Annotated in this window: 13 protein-coding genes; 2 read left to right on the top strand and 11 right to left on the bottom strand. The window is 46.2% G+C overall.

Going from position 1 to position 15,010, the window contains the following annotated elements; genetic code table 11:
- Positions 1-128: 128 nt before the first annotated feature.
- The 3 genes from rnc (QUA33_RS07865) to QUA33_RS07855 all read right to left on the bottom strand — a co-directional run bounded on the left by rnc (QUA33_RS07865) (position 129) and on the right by QUA33_RS07855 (position 2,411).
- The gene (rnc, locus tag QUA33_RS07865) at positions 129-821 is read right to left on the bottom strand and encodes a ribonuclease III (protein ID WP_333147847.1); all 693 of its coding nucleotides are present in this window, start codon (positions 819-821) and stop codon (positions 129-131) included.
- 46 nt (positions 822-867) lie between these two features.
- Complete coding sequence (gene rnc / locus QUA33_RS07860) at positions 868-2,064, bottom strand: ribonuclease III (RefSeq protein WP_333147918.1); 1,197 nt, start codon at positions 2,062-2,064, stop codon at positions 868-870.
- 110 nt (positions 2,065-2,174) lie between these two features.
- Positions 2,175-2,411 (bottom strand): HNH endonuclease, encoded by a 237-nt coding sequence (locus QUA33_RS07855; RefSeq protein WP_333147845.1) that lies wholly within the window; start codon positions 2,409-2,411, stop codon positions 2,175-2,177.
- A gap of 633 nt (positions 2,412-3,044) precedes the next feature.
- On the opposite strand from QUA33_RS07855, the gene QUA33_RS07850 reads away from it, so the two are divergent.
- Entirely contained in the window at positions 3,045-3,188 is a 144-nt protein-coding gene (locus QUA33_RS07850) for a chlorophyll a/b-binding protein (RefSeq protein WP_015176459.1), read from the top strand.
- A 194-nt stretch (positions 3,189-3,382) separates the two neighbouring features.
- On the opposite strand, the gene QUA33_RS07845 is transcribed toward QUA33_RS07850, so the two are convergent.
- The 7 genes from QUA33_RS07845 to QUA33_RS07815 form a co-directional block, all read right to left on the bottom strand.
- Positions 3,383-3,505, bottom strand: a complete 123-nt coding sequence (locus QUA33_RS07845) for a hypothetical protein (RefSeq protein WP_333074128.1) — start codon at positions 3,503-3,505, stop codon at positions 3,383-3,385.
- A 196-nt stretch (positions 3,506-3,701) separates the two neighbouring features.
- Positions 3,702-3,920: a hypothetical protein gene (locus QUA33_RS07840; protein ID WP_333147843.1), complete on the bottom strand. Its 219-nt coding sequence runs from the start codon at positions 3,918-3,920 to the stop codon at positions 3,702-3,704.
- Positions 3,921-4,382: 462 nt separating this feature from the next.
- Positions 4,383-4,775: a response regulator gene (locus tag QUA33_RS07835; RefSeq protein WP_190655560.1), complete on the bottom strand. Its 393-nt coding sequence runs from the start codon at positions 4,773-4,775 to the stop codon at positions 4,383-4,385.
- Positions 4,776-5,134: 359 nt separating this feature from the next.
- On the bottom strand, positions 5,135-7,702 hold the full coding sequence (locus QUA33_RS07830) for a PAS domain S-box protein (RefSeq protein WP_333147841.1): 2,568 nt from the start codon (positions 7,700-7,702) through the stop codon (positions 5,135-5,137).
- Between the two features lie 354 nt (positions 7,703-8,056).
- Complete coding sequence (locus tag QUA33_RS07825; RefSeq protein ID WP_333147839.1) at positions 8,057-10,303, bottom strand: glycoside hydrolase; 2,247 nt, start codon at positions 10,301-10,303, stop codon at positions 8,057-8,059.
- A gap of 188 nt (positions 10,304-10,491) precedes the next feature.
- Complete coding sequence (locus tag QUA33_RS07820; protein WP_006632519.1) at positions 10,492-10,728, bottom strand: NifU family protein; 237 nt, start codon at positions 10,726-10,728, stop codon at positions 10,492-10,494.
- A gap of 278 nt (positions 10,729-11,006) precedes the next feature.
- Positions 11,007-11,657, bottom strand: coding sequence for a DUF3386 domain-containing protein (locus QUA33_RS07815; protein WP_333147837.1), 651 nt, complete (start codon positions 11,655-11,657; stop codon positions 11,007-11,009).
- Positions 11,658-11,976: 319 nt separating this feature from the next.
- On the opposite strand from QUA33_RS07815, the gene QUA33_RS07810 reads away from it, so the two are divergent.
- A complete protein-coding gene (locus tag QUA33_RS07810; protein WP_333147834.1) occupies positions 11,977-13,515 on the top strand; it encodes a PAS domain S-box protein in 1,539 nt (512 codons plus the stop codon).
- Positions 13,516-13,822: 307 nt separating this feature from the next.
- On the opposite strand, the gene QUA33_RS07805 is transcribed toward QUA33_RS07810, so the two are convergent.
- Complete coding sequence (locus tag QUA33_RS07805) at positions 13,823-14,632, bottom strand: GAF domain-containing protein (RefSeq protein WP_333101041.1); 810 nt, start codon at positions 14,630-14,632, stop codon at positions 13,823-13,825.
- Positions 14,633-15,010: the final 378 nt, after the last annotated feature.

Below are 15,010 nucleotides of genomic sequence, written 5' to 3'. Positions count from 1 at the left end.
CACTTGCACAAGTTTTGATTATAGCTGATTGTGTGCTCTGGCAATCAATTCGGGCGATCGTCTTCGAGGGCTTGGCCAACGCCGGAAGCGCACAAAAAAGCTAGTAGTTTTTACCAATGTTTTCAAGTTTAGATCAGTCCGGGTTTTTTCAGCTTTGCTAGCGCATCTTCCGCCGCATTTTTCTCAGCATCTTGTTTACGGCGACCCCTGCCAACACCGTACATTTTACCGCTGACATACACTTGAGCAGTGAACTCTTTGGCATGATCGGGGCCTTCCTCGTCAATGATTGAATATTCGGGGTTTTGACCGCATTTTGCCAGAGCCCACTCCTGAAATCGATTTTTAGAGTCTACAAGGTTTTTTTGCCCAGCATCGGACTGAGGGTAAATCATACTATCAGCAACTGGAATAAACAGCTTTTTAACAAAGGCGCGGACAGGTGTAATGGTTGAGTCGAGATAGTACGCACCAATAATCGCTTCAAAAGTATCGCAAAGCAAAGAGGGATTTTGGCGACCTTTATCTTGTTCTGCCCCTTTTCCCAGGCGCATTAACTTGCCTATACCTAGTTGCTCAGCAAACTTTGCTAGCTGATTCTGATCGACTAATCCAGAGCGCAACCGAGTTAATTGAGCTTCGCTAAAATCTTCATAGCGCTTGTACAAGATTTCGCCAACTAGATAACCTAGCAGGGCGTCGCCGAGGAATTCTAGTCGCTCGTTGTGTTCGCCTGCTTCTGGGTGTTCGTTAACGTAGGAACGGTGAGTGAGCGCGCGAATGAGGAGTGATTCATTTTTAAATTTTGGAAGTTTTGGCATTTTTAGGTCTTGACTTGCTGGGAAATTAATGGCATCGAAAACGTCTCTATATTAGCCGGACTTTTTTTAGTGCGACTTCAGCAGCACGTTTTTCAGCTTCTTTTTTACTGCGACCGCTACCTTGACCGTATACTTGTCCATTTATACGCACTTCCACAGTAAATTCTTTAGCGTGATCTGGCCCTGCCTCCTGGATTGTGATGTATTGAGGGGTAATTGGCCCGATATTCTGGTGTACACATTCCTGAAGCTGATTTTTCGGGTCTACAAAAATGTTAGAGTCCGGTTCTGGCTGAGAAGAAATAACTTCTTCCACTACTGACGTAAATTGCGGTTCTACAAAATCGCGGACTGCCTCAATGCCGGAATCTAGAAAATACGCGCCGATAATTGCTTCAAAAGTGTTGCTGAGCAACGACTCTTTAGCAGTACCTCCATTTGTTGCTTCACCTTTGCTTAACCGCATCCATTTGCCAATGTCTAACCCGATCGCAAACTTCGCTAACTGTGCCTTATCTACTAACGCAGAACGTATGCAAGTCAGTTCACCCTCACTTTTATTTGAATAATCACGATAGAGATACTCAGCGCTCAGGAAAGTTAACAAGGCATCACCAAGAAACTCTAGTAGCTCGTTATCTTCACTTACTTCTTTCGGATTTTCGTAAAGATACGAGCGGTGAGTAAGTGCCTGGTTTAACAAAGAAGCATCCTGAAAATTTAGTGTTTCTAGTAATTCTGCTAAACTTGCTCTAAAGCGAGATTCTTCCGCAGAAGAACTTCGAGTTTCGTGACGAGTTTGCTCTTGAGCAAGAAGTCTCATGACATCTTGTTTTTGCTTTTCTAATTCTTTAATATCTGCATCTGAGGCAGCTATAGCTTTAAGTAGTTTGGCAATACTGCCGAGAGCGCGATAGGTATCTTCACTGGAAAATGAGGAATTGTGCGCCCAATTATTGCGGACTTCTATAAGTTCAATCACTAGAGCATTTTCAAAAGGAGTTAGATGCTTTTTGAAGACATTATCCCACTGCTTTGACATGACTGACAACAGGGTCAAAACATCTTCACGCAGAATATTATCTATTATTTTTTTTTTGGGTATTTTATTGTTGACCAAGCAATCTTGAGCCTTTGCCAGCCAGCGCTCGCCGTAAAATGCTTGCATTTGCTGTTCCACATAAGGGTACAATCTCTGACAGAGAAACTTTAAAGCATTGCCAACTCGTTCGTTATTATTCATAGCCATCTTTGTTATTTCCTTCTCTCGATCGCTTAGGGAAGATTATGGTTGTTTATTTCTGGGTAAAACCCGGTTTATTTGAAAAACCGGGTGGTGAATAGAGAAGTTACCTATAAACAATTACCCCTTACCCACTTGGGAGGGTAGAGACTGTTTCCGCGAGACTGGTTGCATGAAATACAAGCAAGTCGTAGGTTTTCTAGACAGTCAGATCCACCGAGACTTTTGGGGCGCAAATGTTCGATAGTCAGTTGATTTTTTGGGAGACATTTACCACACCACCAACAGTTATGACCATAATCATCGATAAGTTTTTGCTTCTTGTTATGCTTCTGCTTTGGATTCATTTCGGTTTCCTTTTGCTTGTTGTTTACAACAGCATTGAAACATCAGTTATCCAGCACATAAGGAATGTTGCTTAGGGATTGGTAAGAGATGAATATTCCCAAACAAATAAGGTTTAAAAGTAGGGATTAATGCTACTTCTAATTTACTTATCTTATATGGATAATTTTCTGTCGGAAAATTCATAAATGAGAACAACTCACACTAAGCAAACACTTTTCAGGTGACGCTAGGTGTGAGCTGATGTCTCATCTACCGTATATGTAAATATTCTTATATGTATACATCTATATGAGATTAATAGACAACTGCAATAGATATTTAGATAAATACTTAGCACTGTTATTTACTAATCACATATTGAAGCATATGTGTAAAAAAATATACATATACGATAGGTGAGACAGCAGCCCACGCTCGGCACTGGAATTTTGATGACCCAATGATTTCCCTTAAGCCTAGCAGACAGCGAAGCTCGATGTCAATCTCCTCCTTCCCCCGCGAGCCCCTCTCCCTGCGGCCACCTCCCGCTGATCTCCGGCATTTGAACAGTAATTGTAAAAATATATTGCAAAGTTTGTACTGCTGTGTTAAGTTTAGTTACATAAGGTTGAAATTAAACGAGGTTTCTGGTCATGGAAAACAAAGACGCAAAAGTTGGCTTCACTGAGTTTGCTGAAACCTGGAACGGCCGTTTGGCAATGTTGGGCTTCGTTATCGGCTTAGCTACCGAATTCCTCACCGGTCAAGGCATTCTCTCTCAAATCGGTTTGATGTAATCAGCTTAACTGCATACAATAGCTGAAATTCAGTCGGGCGATCGACCCCATCACAAGTGCAAAAGCCCCCCCTCTTAAGTCCCCTTCACTTCACACGGAAGGGGCTTTTGCATTTTTTATCAAAAAATCTAACAGATGGGACAATCAAAAATCTTTTCCGTCTCAATATTTATCGCGAGACTAACTCCAGCAAACTAAGCAATTTCTACAGACTCAAAAATCCTCAATTTAGGAGTCAAAGTCGCCACCTTCACCAAACCGTCGCGTTTGTGAGTCCGCACGCTGTTACCTAAAATCATCTCCGACAGATCGGGCATTTCCTGCCAGCAGTGCGAGCAGAACCAATAAACGCGATTGTGGCGAGCGTGGCGGAGCAATTTAGAGGAGCAACAAGGGCAACTATTCATGATATTTTAAACCTTTTTTGAAGATATGGAGCGATAACCAAATCATTAGAGAGATTCACGAATGCCTGCATATCTCAATTCCAGGCACAAAAATCAAAAATCTCTTTCACTCACAGCTTTGAGCGTCGCGCAAGTAGAACTTTTGGAGGCCTAACAGTAACACCACAATCAAAAGCTGAACGCTCCAAGGAGCCCAAGAGAAACCCCAAATAAAACAACCCAGCCCGGTCCAAGCCACAAGAACAAAAATATCTTGAGAGGTTTGCCAGTAAACCCAGACTGCTGCCAGAGAAACTATTAGTAGCAAAATGTAAGCTGAGGGCATAGTCGTCTTCTCCCAATGTGTCTGCCAACAGTCAGGAGCGATCCCTGACGTTCTGCTTAAACATAAAACTAAAACCTGAAGAACTTATGAAGACGAGTGAGTTGTTACAAAAAGTAAAATAATCCTGCCAGCTTATATTTGTCCGAGAAACCCACAGGAATATTCAGTTCATGGCTGAGGTCGAATGCCGTTAAATAAGCGCAGTACCAATAGGAACTTAGGCATCCATAATTTGTATCAATTTCACCCCAACACCGACAGGGTTGAAATTGATATCGGACTGAGGTTTTTTGTCTTAAGCTGACAAGACGAAAGGCACGGCGCCTAAGTCGCTACATATATCCTGTCCGATCGACCCGATTCGATCTCAGGAACGATACCAAAGAAAGCAAGTTTTTTTAACTATCTTTGCCTGCAAAACTACTGCTTGAAAAACTGTACAATTCAAGGCGGGCGATCGATCTATTCTTGCTCCCAGCCCAAAGCTTCAGCGACCTGAGCCGCCAAAAACATCGGTTCAAAAGGCTTGGCAATCACGCTCACCACCCCCAAATCCGCGAACATCCGCCTGTCCCCAGCCAGAGCCTTAGCTGTCAATAAAATTACCGGAATGTGCTGCGTAGCCTTATTAGCTTGTAACTGTAAAAAAGTAGTAGGCCCGTCTTGGTCAGGCATCATCACGTCCAATAGAATAGCATCAGGCTGTTCGGCAAGAGCCTTAGCAACCCCCTCGCGGCCCGAACTCGCTGTCAGGACTTCCCAGCCCCCCACCAGTTCAAGACTGACTTGAGCTACTTCCCGAATATCTTCCGCATCGTCAATAACCAAGATGCGCTTGGCAGTCAAAATTAACATTTTTTTAGAAATGAGAACTGATCACAGATTAGAGGCGAAATGTGAATATTTTGTAAAGCAAATTATTTTAGCCGATCAGACTTTACAGTAAATTTTCAAAACTGTATAGCAGATGTTGAAGAAAGAAGGAACAAGGAAGACCGAAGTTGCAATCGAGCGGCAGGATTTCAACTAAGAACATCCTAACCGTCTGGCGCGGTTGCTGTAAAATATCCTACCCAAAAAAAGCCGCTTTTCCACCTCAAATCGCGCTTTTTGCCTGCTGTCCCCAAACGCCAGAAAAGGCTGAGATTGTTTGTCGGTGACTCGATCGAACAATCTGCACAAAATCAGTAACTTTGGGTACACCTGGGTAGTAATTAACTTTCAGTTGCAAGCCCCTCCCTGAGAAGTGGCAGACTTAAGAAAAAAGTGCTGCCCTCCCCCACAACACTCTCCACCCACATCCGCCCCCCGTGCTGCTGCACAATACTGCGACAAATAGCCAGCCCCAAACCAGTACCTCCCTTCTGGCGAGAATCAGAAGCATCAACCTGTTGAAAGCGTTCAAAGACCATCTCCAGTTTGTCTGGCGGAATACCCCGCCCTTGGTCTTTCACAGCAATCACGATGTACCACGAGCTCGTCCCTGGCAAGTGCGGAGGCGCGGCGGCAGGCTCAGGAGACAACAAAGACGGAGACGACACCGACTTGTGGGCTGCTTTTTCTGCCAAATCCGGATTGTGGGTCAACTCCCCGCTCAGCCAAACCGTAGCGCCGGAGGGAGAAAATTTTATAGCATTACTGAGTAAATTTGTCAAGGCTTGAATTAGCCGATCGGGAACAGCTTGCAATTGCGCCCCCACAGGCTTCACCGACAGAGTAACTCCCGCCTGCTGAGCCATTCCTTGCATCTCGTCAGCCGCCTGCAACATCAGCTCAGCCACATTGCAAGTTTGTTTGACGGCAGTGCTGTAACTCGACTCCATCCGCTCTAAATCCAGGATGTCGTTGACCAAGCGCACCAAGCGGTCAGTGTTAGTGACAGCAATCTCCAGCATCCGCTTAGCTTTCTGGGGGTAAGCGTCCAGCAGGCCGCTGTTGAGGAGGCCCAGGGCGCCGTGAATTGAGGTCATTGGTGTCCGCAGTTCGTGGCTGACAACAGAGATGAATTCATCTTTCATGCGCTCGACGGCAAGCTGCTCCGTAATATCTTTAAAAGTCACTACAGCTCCAATAATTTCGCCTTGTTCTCGCATCGGAGCGACAACGTACTCAACCGGAAAACTGCTGCCGTCTCGCCGCCAAAAAATCTCATCGGTGACGCGCCGCGCCTCTCCGTCTTCCAAGGTGGCTAAAATTTGAGAACTTACCCGGTTCGGCAGCAGTTTGCCCGCCTGCGGTGCGGCGCAGTGTGGGACAAGTCCAGAGCCTGAATTGATGTCTGTTGCAGGTGAGAGTTGCTGGATCGCCTTTGAGCATTCTTCCTGTACACGGTGTAAGCTTTCAGAGAGTGGTCGATCGATCAATTGCTTCGATTCACACCCAGCCATTCTCACCGCCGCAGGATTGACAAAAGTTACTTTTCCCTCTTTGTTCAACCCGCAAATTCCTTCTCCTGCGGAGAACAAAATCATTTCTGTTTGGTGGCGGAGTTGTTCAAAGGCTTTTTCGACTCGCTTGCTGTCGCTGATGTCGCGAGCGATTGTGGAAACGCCCGTTACCGCTCCAGTCGCGTCTTTAATCGGAGAAATCGTCAGGGACACATCTATCTGTTGCCCATCTTTCCGCAAGTGTACGGTTTCGTAATGGTCGATGGTGGCTCCAGCCCTAATATTTTCCAAAATTTGGGGTATTTCCTTGGGGCGTTCGGGTATGGCTAAAATCTCGATCGACTGACCCTTAATTTCCGCGGCACAGTAGCCGTAAATCTTCTCTGCTCCTGCGTTCCAGCTCTGAATAGTCCCGGCGAGGGTTTTGCCGACTATGCCGTCGTCGGAAGACTCGACAATAGAGGCCAAGCGCACGAGTTCGTCTCTAGTTTGCTTGTGTTCGGTAATGTCCCGACCCAAAATCACTATACTTTTGCGTCTGCCGTCGGGGTGAAATACGGGTACTTTAATCACGTCGTAGATTTTCACAGTACCGTCCGATCGGGGAATTATTTCTTCCCCCCTAGAAAGAGTACCTTTTTCCCACGCTTCTCGATCGCTCACCTCGCACGCCTCTAGGGCCTCCCGGTAAAAACTGCTGAGTTCTCCTAGCTGAGAATCTTTGAGGCTGCGGTAGTCTATTTTTTCTAGCTCGAACACTTCCAATATCGCTCGATTTGCCTCCTGCCACCTGCCCTCGCCATCTTTGAAGCAGACAATATCTGGCATGGCATTCATCAGCAAGTCGAGATAGGAGTTTTCTCGCCCTGCAGCTTCTACCTCCGCCCGCTTGGTGATTTCCCGTTGCAGGTTTTCGTTTGCCGTTTGCAGCGAGTCCTTTAACAAGCTTTCTGTAACAGTTCTTTCCTTAATTACTTCCTGAAGTTTGTGGAGTTCTAGGGACAGCCGCCTGCGCGCCAACAAATTTTCTACCCGCAAATGCAGTTGGGCAGGTTCGGCGGGAGTTACTATCAAATCGTCTATTCTGCGTTCTAGTGGTTTTGCCTGCTGCGAAAATGGCTGCTCAAAAAGAGCAGGCGTTTGGGACTTACTAACAAGCAAAAACGGTAAAAATATCGGCTCGGCGGCAGCTTTTAATGATTCTACCAGCGGCCCGATACGATCGAAATTTGCCTCGTCGAGAATGCACAAGTCAAAAGCGATTTGGGGAATGGGAAATTCGGAGTTGGGATCTAAAGCGCGATCGAGTACGATCACCTCATGCTCGGTGTTGAGGTGGGCGATCGGCAAATTCAGTTGTTGGTGGCGATCGATCAAGAGTAAAATGCGGCTCATTAGTGTGTTAATTTCCCCATGACTAATGATATGATGTCCGGTAAATTAACTATTATATCTTTTGTAGCGAGGACTTAAGTCCTCTTTTTTATGAGAAATTAAGCCCTCACTACAAACAAATTTTATAGCCTTAGATCAACCGGACGCGATCGAAACGAGCGAGGCATTAGGTAGCCCGATTTGAAGCCCCTATTTAATATAATTTGATAATTATTTAATTGTTTGTTGGTTCAAGAAATGACTAATTACTAATTACTAATTCAGGGGGCGAGTTGATATTTATTTAGGCTGCCAATTCTATGAAAGCTAGTGCAACCCGCCCCTACAGCCTCATGACTAATGACTAATGACTTTTTACGGCATTCCGATCGGAATCAAAGCATCTTCCGGCATACAGCTAAAGTAACGATCCCCTTCCGATAAAACCGCAATCAGCCTCACCTGCCAGTCGGGCATAATCTGCAAGTCCGCCCAGGGCACTGCTACCTCCAAACATTTATCCACTCCCACTTGGGCGCGGCTAATGCGGGGCTGCCACCGATCGCCGTCTTCTGCTTCCTGAAACCAAATCGATTTCGTCAGCAAATTAATCTCTAACTGATGGTGGTATCGATAATTTAGCGGTGCTTCGTCAGGCAAACCCGACAGCGGAATCAGACTGTTGTGCATCGTGCGATCGGGATAAAACCAGAACAAATTTAACTGCTGCGGGCAATCAATTCCCGGCCGCACCCCTACCTTGAAGTCGGCGCGAATGTAAAAATTCAAGTGGTCAACCCCGTACCAAAGCCGCTGAATTGCCGAACTCCGGTGCATCGTACCCCTTGCTCCCCCAACTTCAATCCGACCGGCTTTGTCCCAATCCTGTTCGTTGCCGATACCGTCAATCACCGGGTGAATAAAGCTCAGCGGCAGGTGGTCGCCTTGAACCTGGTGCACCTCTACTTGCCGCCGCACTTCCGGGGGTACGGGCTCGCCGAGAGCGTCGTAAATCGCCGCTACGTGTTCGCGAAATAGCTGGTCGAACATGGCATCTTGGTTCGACGTGTGGCCTTCGCCAAACCACCAGAACCAGTCGGAACCTTCGGCAGCGTAAAGCGCTTCCCAAGCTTCTGGGTTGCTTTCTTCTGTGGCCTCTGGATGGTTTGCCAGCATTTGCCTCGCGGGCCCTAACAAGTCCCAAGCGCGATTTTTCGCCGGATCGCCGATCCAAGTTGTCAGAGAACCGTCCACCCAGGAACCGGTATGCAGTTGGGCTGCGGGAATTGTTTCGGTTGCTGGGAATTTGTCGAGAAATTCCGAGACTGTGACTAATTTGATATCTGGATTGTCGCTGAGAGTTTGATAGAGGGATTCTAAGAAGGGTTTGCCGTCTTGGGGATAGAATTCCCAGCAATTTTCGCCGTCTAGGGCGATCGTCACTAACCAGGGATTTTCTAAAGCTGTTTGGCCGTCGGACTGTCGGTGTTTGAGAGTTTTGCCGATCGCTTCTAAGTGTCCCACTAAATCTGATGCTGCTTTTTTCGGTTCCATCGAACCGTAAGTAAACCCTATCAAGTCGGACAATCTGTGGTCTCTAAATACTATGGCTAAATCACCGTCAGGAGTTTCTAAACGGTAAGGGCGATATAAGAATTCTGGTTCGTAGACATTCCCTGTCGCGTCGCGGTTGAAAAAGTGTTTAATTGTCCACCCCAATACTGCTTCGTCCGAGACTATCCATTTAAAGCCTTGTTTGGCAATGTAGGGCAAAATTTCCGGGCTGACTGCTTGTTCCGACGGCCACAAACCGCGCGGGTTGCAATCAAACCGATCTTCATACATTTCCCAGGCTTTTCTCAGGTGTCGGGGAATATCTTCTGCCCACTGAAACCGGTGTTGTGGCAGCGTCATGTTTGGAATAGCTACGCGACCGCCGTTGGTGTCGGCCAGCAGCGGTAAAATCGGGTGCGTGTAGGGGGTTGTGGAGACTTCTAACTGTCCCTCAGCTTGCATTTTACGGTGCTGGGGAATGATGCGAGCGAGGATTTCTTTTTGTTTTGAGTAGATGTTTTTTCGGTCTACCAAACTAAAATTTTGTCCTTGTTTCAGCCACCCTGCAATATCGGGGTCGTCCCAAAACATCGGGTCAATCCAAGCTAAATTGTGCCACGCTAGCAAGTCGCTAAAATCCTGCAATTTCCAGTTTGCCAAACACCACTGAATGCCTTTTTCCTGCCGCTGAGTGTAGAGTTGAGCGTAGCGGGGATGCGGCTGAATCAGAGTGTGGTAATTGGCGTCAAAAAAGTGTTCTAAAATGAACTCTTGTTCTGGGAGGGTTAAAATTTCTGCTGACTTTAATGTCACCGTCAAGTAAGGGTCTAATGCTTTGTCTGCGATGCAGTCTTCTATCTGCAAAATCAAGGACGGAACCAGGTTTACGGTTTGATGAAGTTTGGGATATTTTGCCAGCATTAGCACTAAATCCAAGTAGTCTTTGACTCCGTGCAAGCGCACCCAAGGCAGTCGGTATTGAGCCTCTGTGGAGTTAGCTGATATTCTGGATTTGTACAGCGGTTGATGTTGGTGCCAAATGAAGGCTACATAAAGAGGATGAGACATTGAATTTGGTAATTGATAATTGGTAATTGGTAATTGGTAATTGGTAATTGGTAATTAGTAATTGGTAATTGGTAAAAGTCAACAGTCAACACTCAACTGGTAATTGGTAATTGGTAACAGTCAACAGTCAACTGTTAAACGTCAACTGGTAACAGTTAACTGTCAACCGTCAACTGCCAACTGACTAATTACATTACCTGTTCGACTTCGGCAATTTCTGGGATGGCTTCGCGCAGGCGGCGTTCAATCCCCATTCTCAGAGTCATTGTGGAACTGGGGCAAGAGCCGCAAGCTCCTTGCAGTCTCAGGTGTACGACTGGGCCGTCGATTTCTACGAGCTCGACGTTGCCGCCGTCGGATATCAAGTAAGGGCGCATTTCATCGAGAACTGTTTCGACGTTATCTCTGGTTAGTGCTAGTGTCATATTTCGCCTCTGTGATGATTTCTTGCAGTTGATTTTGTTCTATTTGACTCAAGGGCAGCATTCTCAACCGCACGAGATTTAAGAAACCGGGTTCCTTGACAAAAGACTTGTGCACTCAGGTGAACTGGCTGCCGGAAACCCGGTTTCTGTCATGCTGATGCTCGATCTGAATTCGCTCTCTAGTTCGATCGTAGCCTTACTTGCTGCCAAATCAAGTTGATTCTGATAGGTTAACCAAAAAAACCCGTTTTATTTAAGAACTTGGGTTTTCGATCGCGCTACACTACTGCTGGTTCTAGCAGTTTGACGTTGGAGTAGTTGAACTCGGTTGTTGTCAGTTGACCTTTTTCTTTTGCTCGAACTACTTGCTTTGTCATGACATAATAGTCGCCTATCTTCTCAAAGGTATCTTCAAATTCGAGTTCTCTGATGATTTCGTCTGTTTGGGGGTTCCGGAAAACGGCATCATAGTGAGTCGCCAAAGAACCTTCGGGTGTCTCTAAGCTTTTGTGTGTGTCAATTACGAAAGCCATGCGGCCCATCACCCGGCTGACTTGACAAATTGAGAGACCTCGGATTTTATAATTCGAGCCCATTGAGTCGCCTTGCACCAAGATGTCTACAGCGTCGGTGCTGTCCTTCTCGCCCAGGGTAAAGCTATTTTTGCCGTGAGATTTTTCAAATGTCGAGCGTTTGCGGTGGGTGACAATATCGCGCATTTGGGTGTAGACGCTTTGCTGCACTTCCTCCTCTTCAATGCCGCTGACTTCCACGCTCATGTCGGGTTTGATAGAAACATGACCCGTATATACTTCGTCGCCCTGTTTGAGTTCAATATCGGCACTGTAACCGGGAAAATTGGCATCCCAGGTATAGCGGTGTTCGTAAGCAGCGCGAAACAAATCGCGAGCGTTGGCTTGCTCTGTCATAAATCCCTCTTTCTCTTGACACCCATCTAGTTTAGCTTAACCGCGAGAAGCCCCACATTCACTGGGTAGGGGAGTTACCCGCACTCTTGGCGAGCACTTTTTGGGGTGCTGCTGGGCTGGCAATTAGGGCGCAACAAGAATTTACTGTCTCTATCGGTTGCTATGATTTGAAAATAAAGTCCCAAAATGCCTGGTTATTGAGAGCGCGATGGGTCGATCGCCACCTACCAGTCTTTGTTAGGGGTTATGTTGAAAAAACTTGTGTCCGCTTTTTAAGGGTTGCACCCGCAGGCAACTATTAGATTCCCCCCTTAATAAAATGCTAGAAACTGTCTATAAACACTTAGAAACATTGCAGGAACAAGCTAGGGAATTGCCACACCCGCAACAGGCAATTTTTACAAAAACTTTGGAAGATTTATCAAATTCTCTACAGGAAATGGCTGGCAGCCGCTTGTTTGAAAGCGCCACAAATAACGCGGCAAAGCTGGTTGAAAGTGAAAAAAATAATCGCCTTTTGGAACGCACTGTAGCCCAGCAAGTAGGGCAAATCAGACAGTTACGGGAGCAGTTGGAAAAACAAATCAGCCAGCATCGCAGGGACAATCAAGCATTAACTAAAAGTGAAGCAAAACTGCAAGCTATGCTGCGTAATTCTCCAGATCTAATTAGCATTGTTGGCTCCGACGGGCGAGTTCGATACCACAGCGGAGCCCTACAGCGGCTTTTGGGTTACAACCCAGAAGAAAGAATTGGTAAATTTCACGGCGAGTTAATCCATCCAGATGATTTGCTGGCTTGGCAGACGTATTTTGGTAAGTTGTTAGAATCTCCAGGAATTGGGGTGGCAATCGAATATCGGAAACGCCACGCTGACGGTTCTTGGATCTACATGGAGTCGATAGGTAACAGTTTGCTTTACGATTCTAGCGTGCAGGGAATTATAATTAATTCGCGGGAAATAGGGGAACGAAAGCAAGCCGAAATCGCAGTCCGAGAGTCGGAACTCCACTACAGAGTTATGTCGCAAATCACTTCGGATTTTGCCTATTCTTTTAAGGGACTTCCCGACGGCAAGTTCGCCTGCGAGTGGGCGACAGAAGCTTTTGAGCGCTGCACCGGGATCGTTCCTGAAGAATTAGAATCGTTTGGTTGGTGGAACTCTGAACTCGTTCATCCCGACGACAGAGAAATGTTAATTAAACAATTAGAAGGCTGTTCTTTCAGCCGCACTGGAGCTAATGAGTATCGCATTATTAATCAAAAAGGCGAGGTGCGCTGGGTGCGGGACTACTGGCAAGTGGTGTGGGACAAAACTGCTGAACGGGTTGTCCGTTTGTGGGGCGCTTGTCAGGAAATTACCGATCGCAAGCAAGTAGAATTGAAACTACAACTCGTTAACCAAGTTTTGCAAGCCCAGATAGCATCGGCGCCGCTGGCAATTAACTGTACCAGCAATGACGGCCATACCGTTGTTTGGAACCGCGCCGCCGAACAACTTTTTGGCTGGACTGCTGCTGAGGTTCTAGGGAAACCTTTACCGAATATTCCTCAAGGCCAAAAGCAAGATTTTTACGCGCTGCTAAAGTCTGCGTCTAATGGCAAACCGCAAAACGGTTTGGAAATATCTTTGTTGAAAAAAGACGGTAGTTCGATCGATGTTTGGCTTTGGGCCGCACGCGTGCGAGATGCGGGCGGCCAGACTGTCGGCAATATCAACATATTTTCCGATATTTCAGAACGCAAGCGCATAGAGGAAGAACGCCAAAAACTAGCAGCGATGAAAGATATGGAGGAACCTTTTTGGGCGCGATATGTCAGCCCTCCAAAAACTCCGAAAAAAAAGGGCAGTGGGTAATTATATCAAGCACAAGTTAAAATCATTAAAAGTGCGAAAGTGCAATCTTATGCGTGCAATATCCTTTCCGGTCAAATAACCTATTTGATGGGAGTTGTTCCAGCGGACATAATACGATCGATACACCAAGCTACTACGTGTAGTAGTTGCTATGCTGTACTGTGTAAAACTATAATTCCCTAAAAATAATTGATGAACCAGCTACCGAATTTATTTAGGGAATCTATCGATAAAGTATCAGCTTTTTCCAGGGTAAAACTTGTTGGCACGGTAAATATTAGACTTGTTAAATACGCCACTAGAAGATTTACTGATGCCCCGATTTTTCCTGAGTCCTGAAAGTGGCTAACTCTGCGTGAGTTTGGCAAGCTTCACTTAACTCAATGTAATCTAAGATATTGGAAATTACCTCAGAAAGGTGGATAGCCGAACGGTGAGCTTCTTCGATAAAATCTCTCTCCTCTATGGGATCGTCAGCTTGGTCGTCTATGGTTAGTTGTAGATAGCCGATGATGTGATTTAGGGGAGTGCGGAGCTCGTGGGACGCCTTCAACAAAAATTGCTTTTTGAGCTGGGATAGTCCTTGTACTCGCTTGCTGCGCTCTTGGTAGAGAGTGGCGAGGGCGATCGCACTTCCTACTTGCTCGGCGAGTTCTTGTGCAAATTCGATTTGGCATTGAGTCCAAGGTCGATCGGTCTTACCCTTCCCCGACGATCGACCTTTGCACTGATGCAAGCTAATTATGCCGTTAGGTTGCTCTTGGTAAGCGGTAGCCACCACTAGCAGCGACTGGGGTCCAAAAGGGTCATTGGCTGCAAAGGACTCTACTACCACTGGTTCGAGGGTGGCTAGAGCTTGAAGGAAATGAGGTGCTGCTGTGAGCGAGATTTCCATTCCCAGCATGGGTAAAAATGGTTCTTGGCAGTATTCAGCAGCTACTTTGACTTGCAGGTTAGAACTTTCATAGGGACAAATGATGCAGCGGCTGACGCCTAGTGTTTCTCCCAGAGTGTTAACTGTTTGCTGCCAGATGGTATGGATATCCAAGGTTCGACGAATACTTCTGCCAATTTGGAGTAAAAGCTTTTGCGATTGAGCTGATATTTGCTGATTCATAGCAACCCTTTTTCTACTAGACTGGCAAAAGTTTACCACTCCGGCAACAGAGCAGGAATTTACTCAATTTGCCAGCCTGCGGCTGTCCCACTTATAAATTACGTAATTCTACTTAAATATTGCCACACGCTTTCAAAAATTACTAAGTAGTTGGGCTGTCTTTACAAGATCTTTACGATCGGCACATAGAACGGAGAGCGTCCTTTATGCAACAGTTTTCTTAACAATCCTTTACAGTAGGGGATTCGGAAGCTGAATCAGTCCTAAAAGCAGGCATTAAGTTCTTGTAAAGTTGGCGGGCTGTGGGGGTTTACTAGGAGGTGTGAGCTACCAGCCGATAGATTAAAGATGAGCTGTTATCCGTATCCCCCGGATTTG

The sequence above is a fragment of the Microcoleus sp. Pol14D4 genome, assembly GCF_036701245.1.
Lineage (GTDB): Bacteria > Cyanobacteriota > Cyanobacteriia > Cyanobacteriales > Microcoleaceae > Microcoleus.
Note: the sequence above shows the minus strand (reverse complement) of the source record. Positions and strands in the feature narration are given on the sequence as shown.

Coding starts and splice junctions, on each gene's coding strand:
- QUA33_RS07855 (WP_333147845.1), bottom strand. CDS start 2,411: ATGAATCCAAAGCAGAAGCATAACAAGAAGCAAAAACTTATCGATGAT.
- QUA33_RS07805 (WP_333101041.1), bottom strand. CDS start 14,632: ATGAATCAGCAAATATCAGCTCAATCGCAAAAGCTTTTACTCCAAATT.
- QUA33_RS07815 (WP_333147837.1), bottom strand. CDS start 11,657: ATGACAGAGCAAGCCAACGCTCGCGATTTGTTTCGCGCTGCTTACGAA.
- rnc (WP_333147847.1), bottom strand. CDS start 821: ATGCCAAAACTTCCAAAATTTAAAAATGAATCACTCCTCATTCGCGCG.
- QUA33_RS07835 (WP_190655560.1), bottom strand. CDS start 4,775: ATGTTAATTTTGACTGCCAAGCGCATCTTGGTTATTGACGATGCGGAA.
- QUA33_RS07825 (WP_333147839.1), bottom strand. CDS start 10,303: ATGTCTCATCCTCTTTATGTAGCCTTCATTTGGCACCAACATCAACCG.
- rnc (WP_333147918.1), bottom strand. CDS start 2,064: ATGAATAATAACGAACGAGTTGGCAATGCTTTAAAGTTTCTCTGTCAG.
- QUA33_RS07820 (WP_006632519.1), bottom strand. CDS start 10,728: ATGACACTAGCACTAACCAGAGATAACGTCGAAACAGTTCTCGATGAA.
- QUA33_RS07830 (WP_333147841.1), bottom strand. CDS start 7,702: ATGAGCCGCATTTTACTCTTGATCGATCGCCACCAACAACTGAATTTG.
- QUA33_RS07845 (WP_333074128.1), bottom strand. CDS start 3,505: ATGCCCGATCTGTCGGAGATGATTTTAGGTAACAGCGTGCGGACTCAC.
- QUA33_RS07810 (WP_333147834.1), top strand. CDS start 11,977: ATGCTAGAAACTGTCTATAAACACTTAGAAACATTGCAGGAACAAGCT.
- QUA33_RS07840 (WP_333147843.1), bottom strand. CDS start 3,920: ATGCCCTCAGCTTACATTTTGCTACTAATAGTTTCTCTGGCAGCAGTC.
- QUA33_RS07850 (WP_015176459.1), top strand. CDS start 3,045: ATGGAAAACAAAGACGCAAAAGTTGGCTTCACTGAGTTTGCTGAAACC.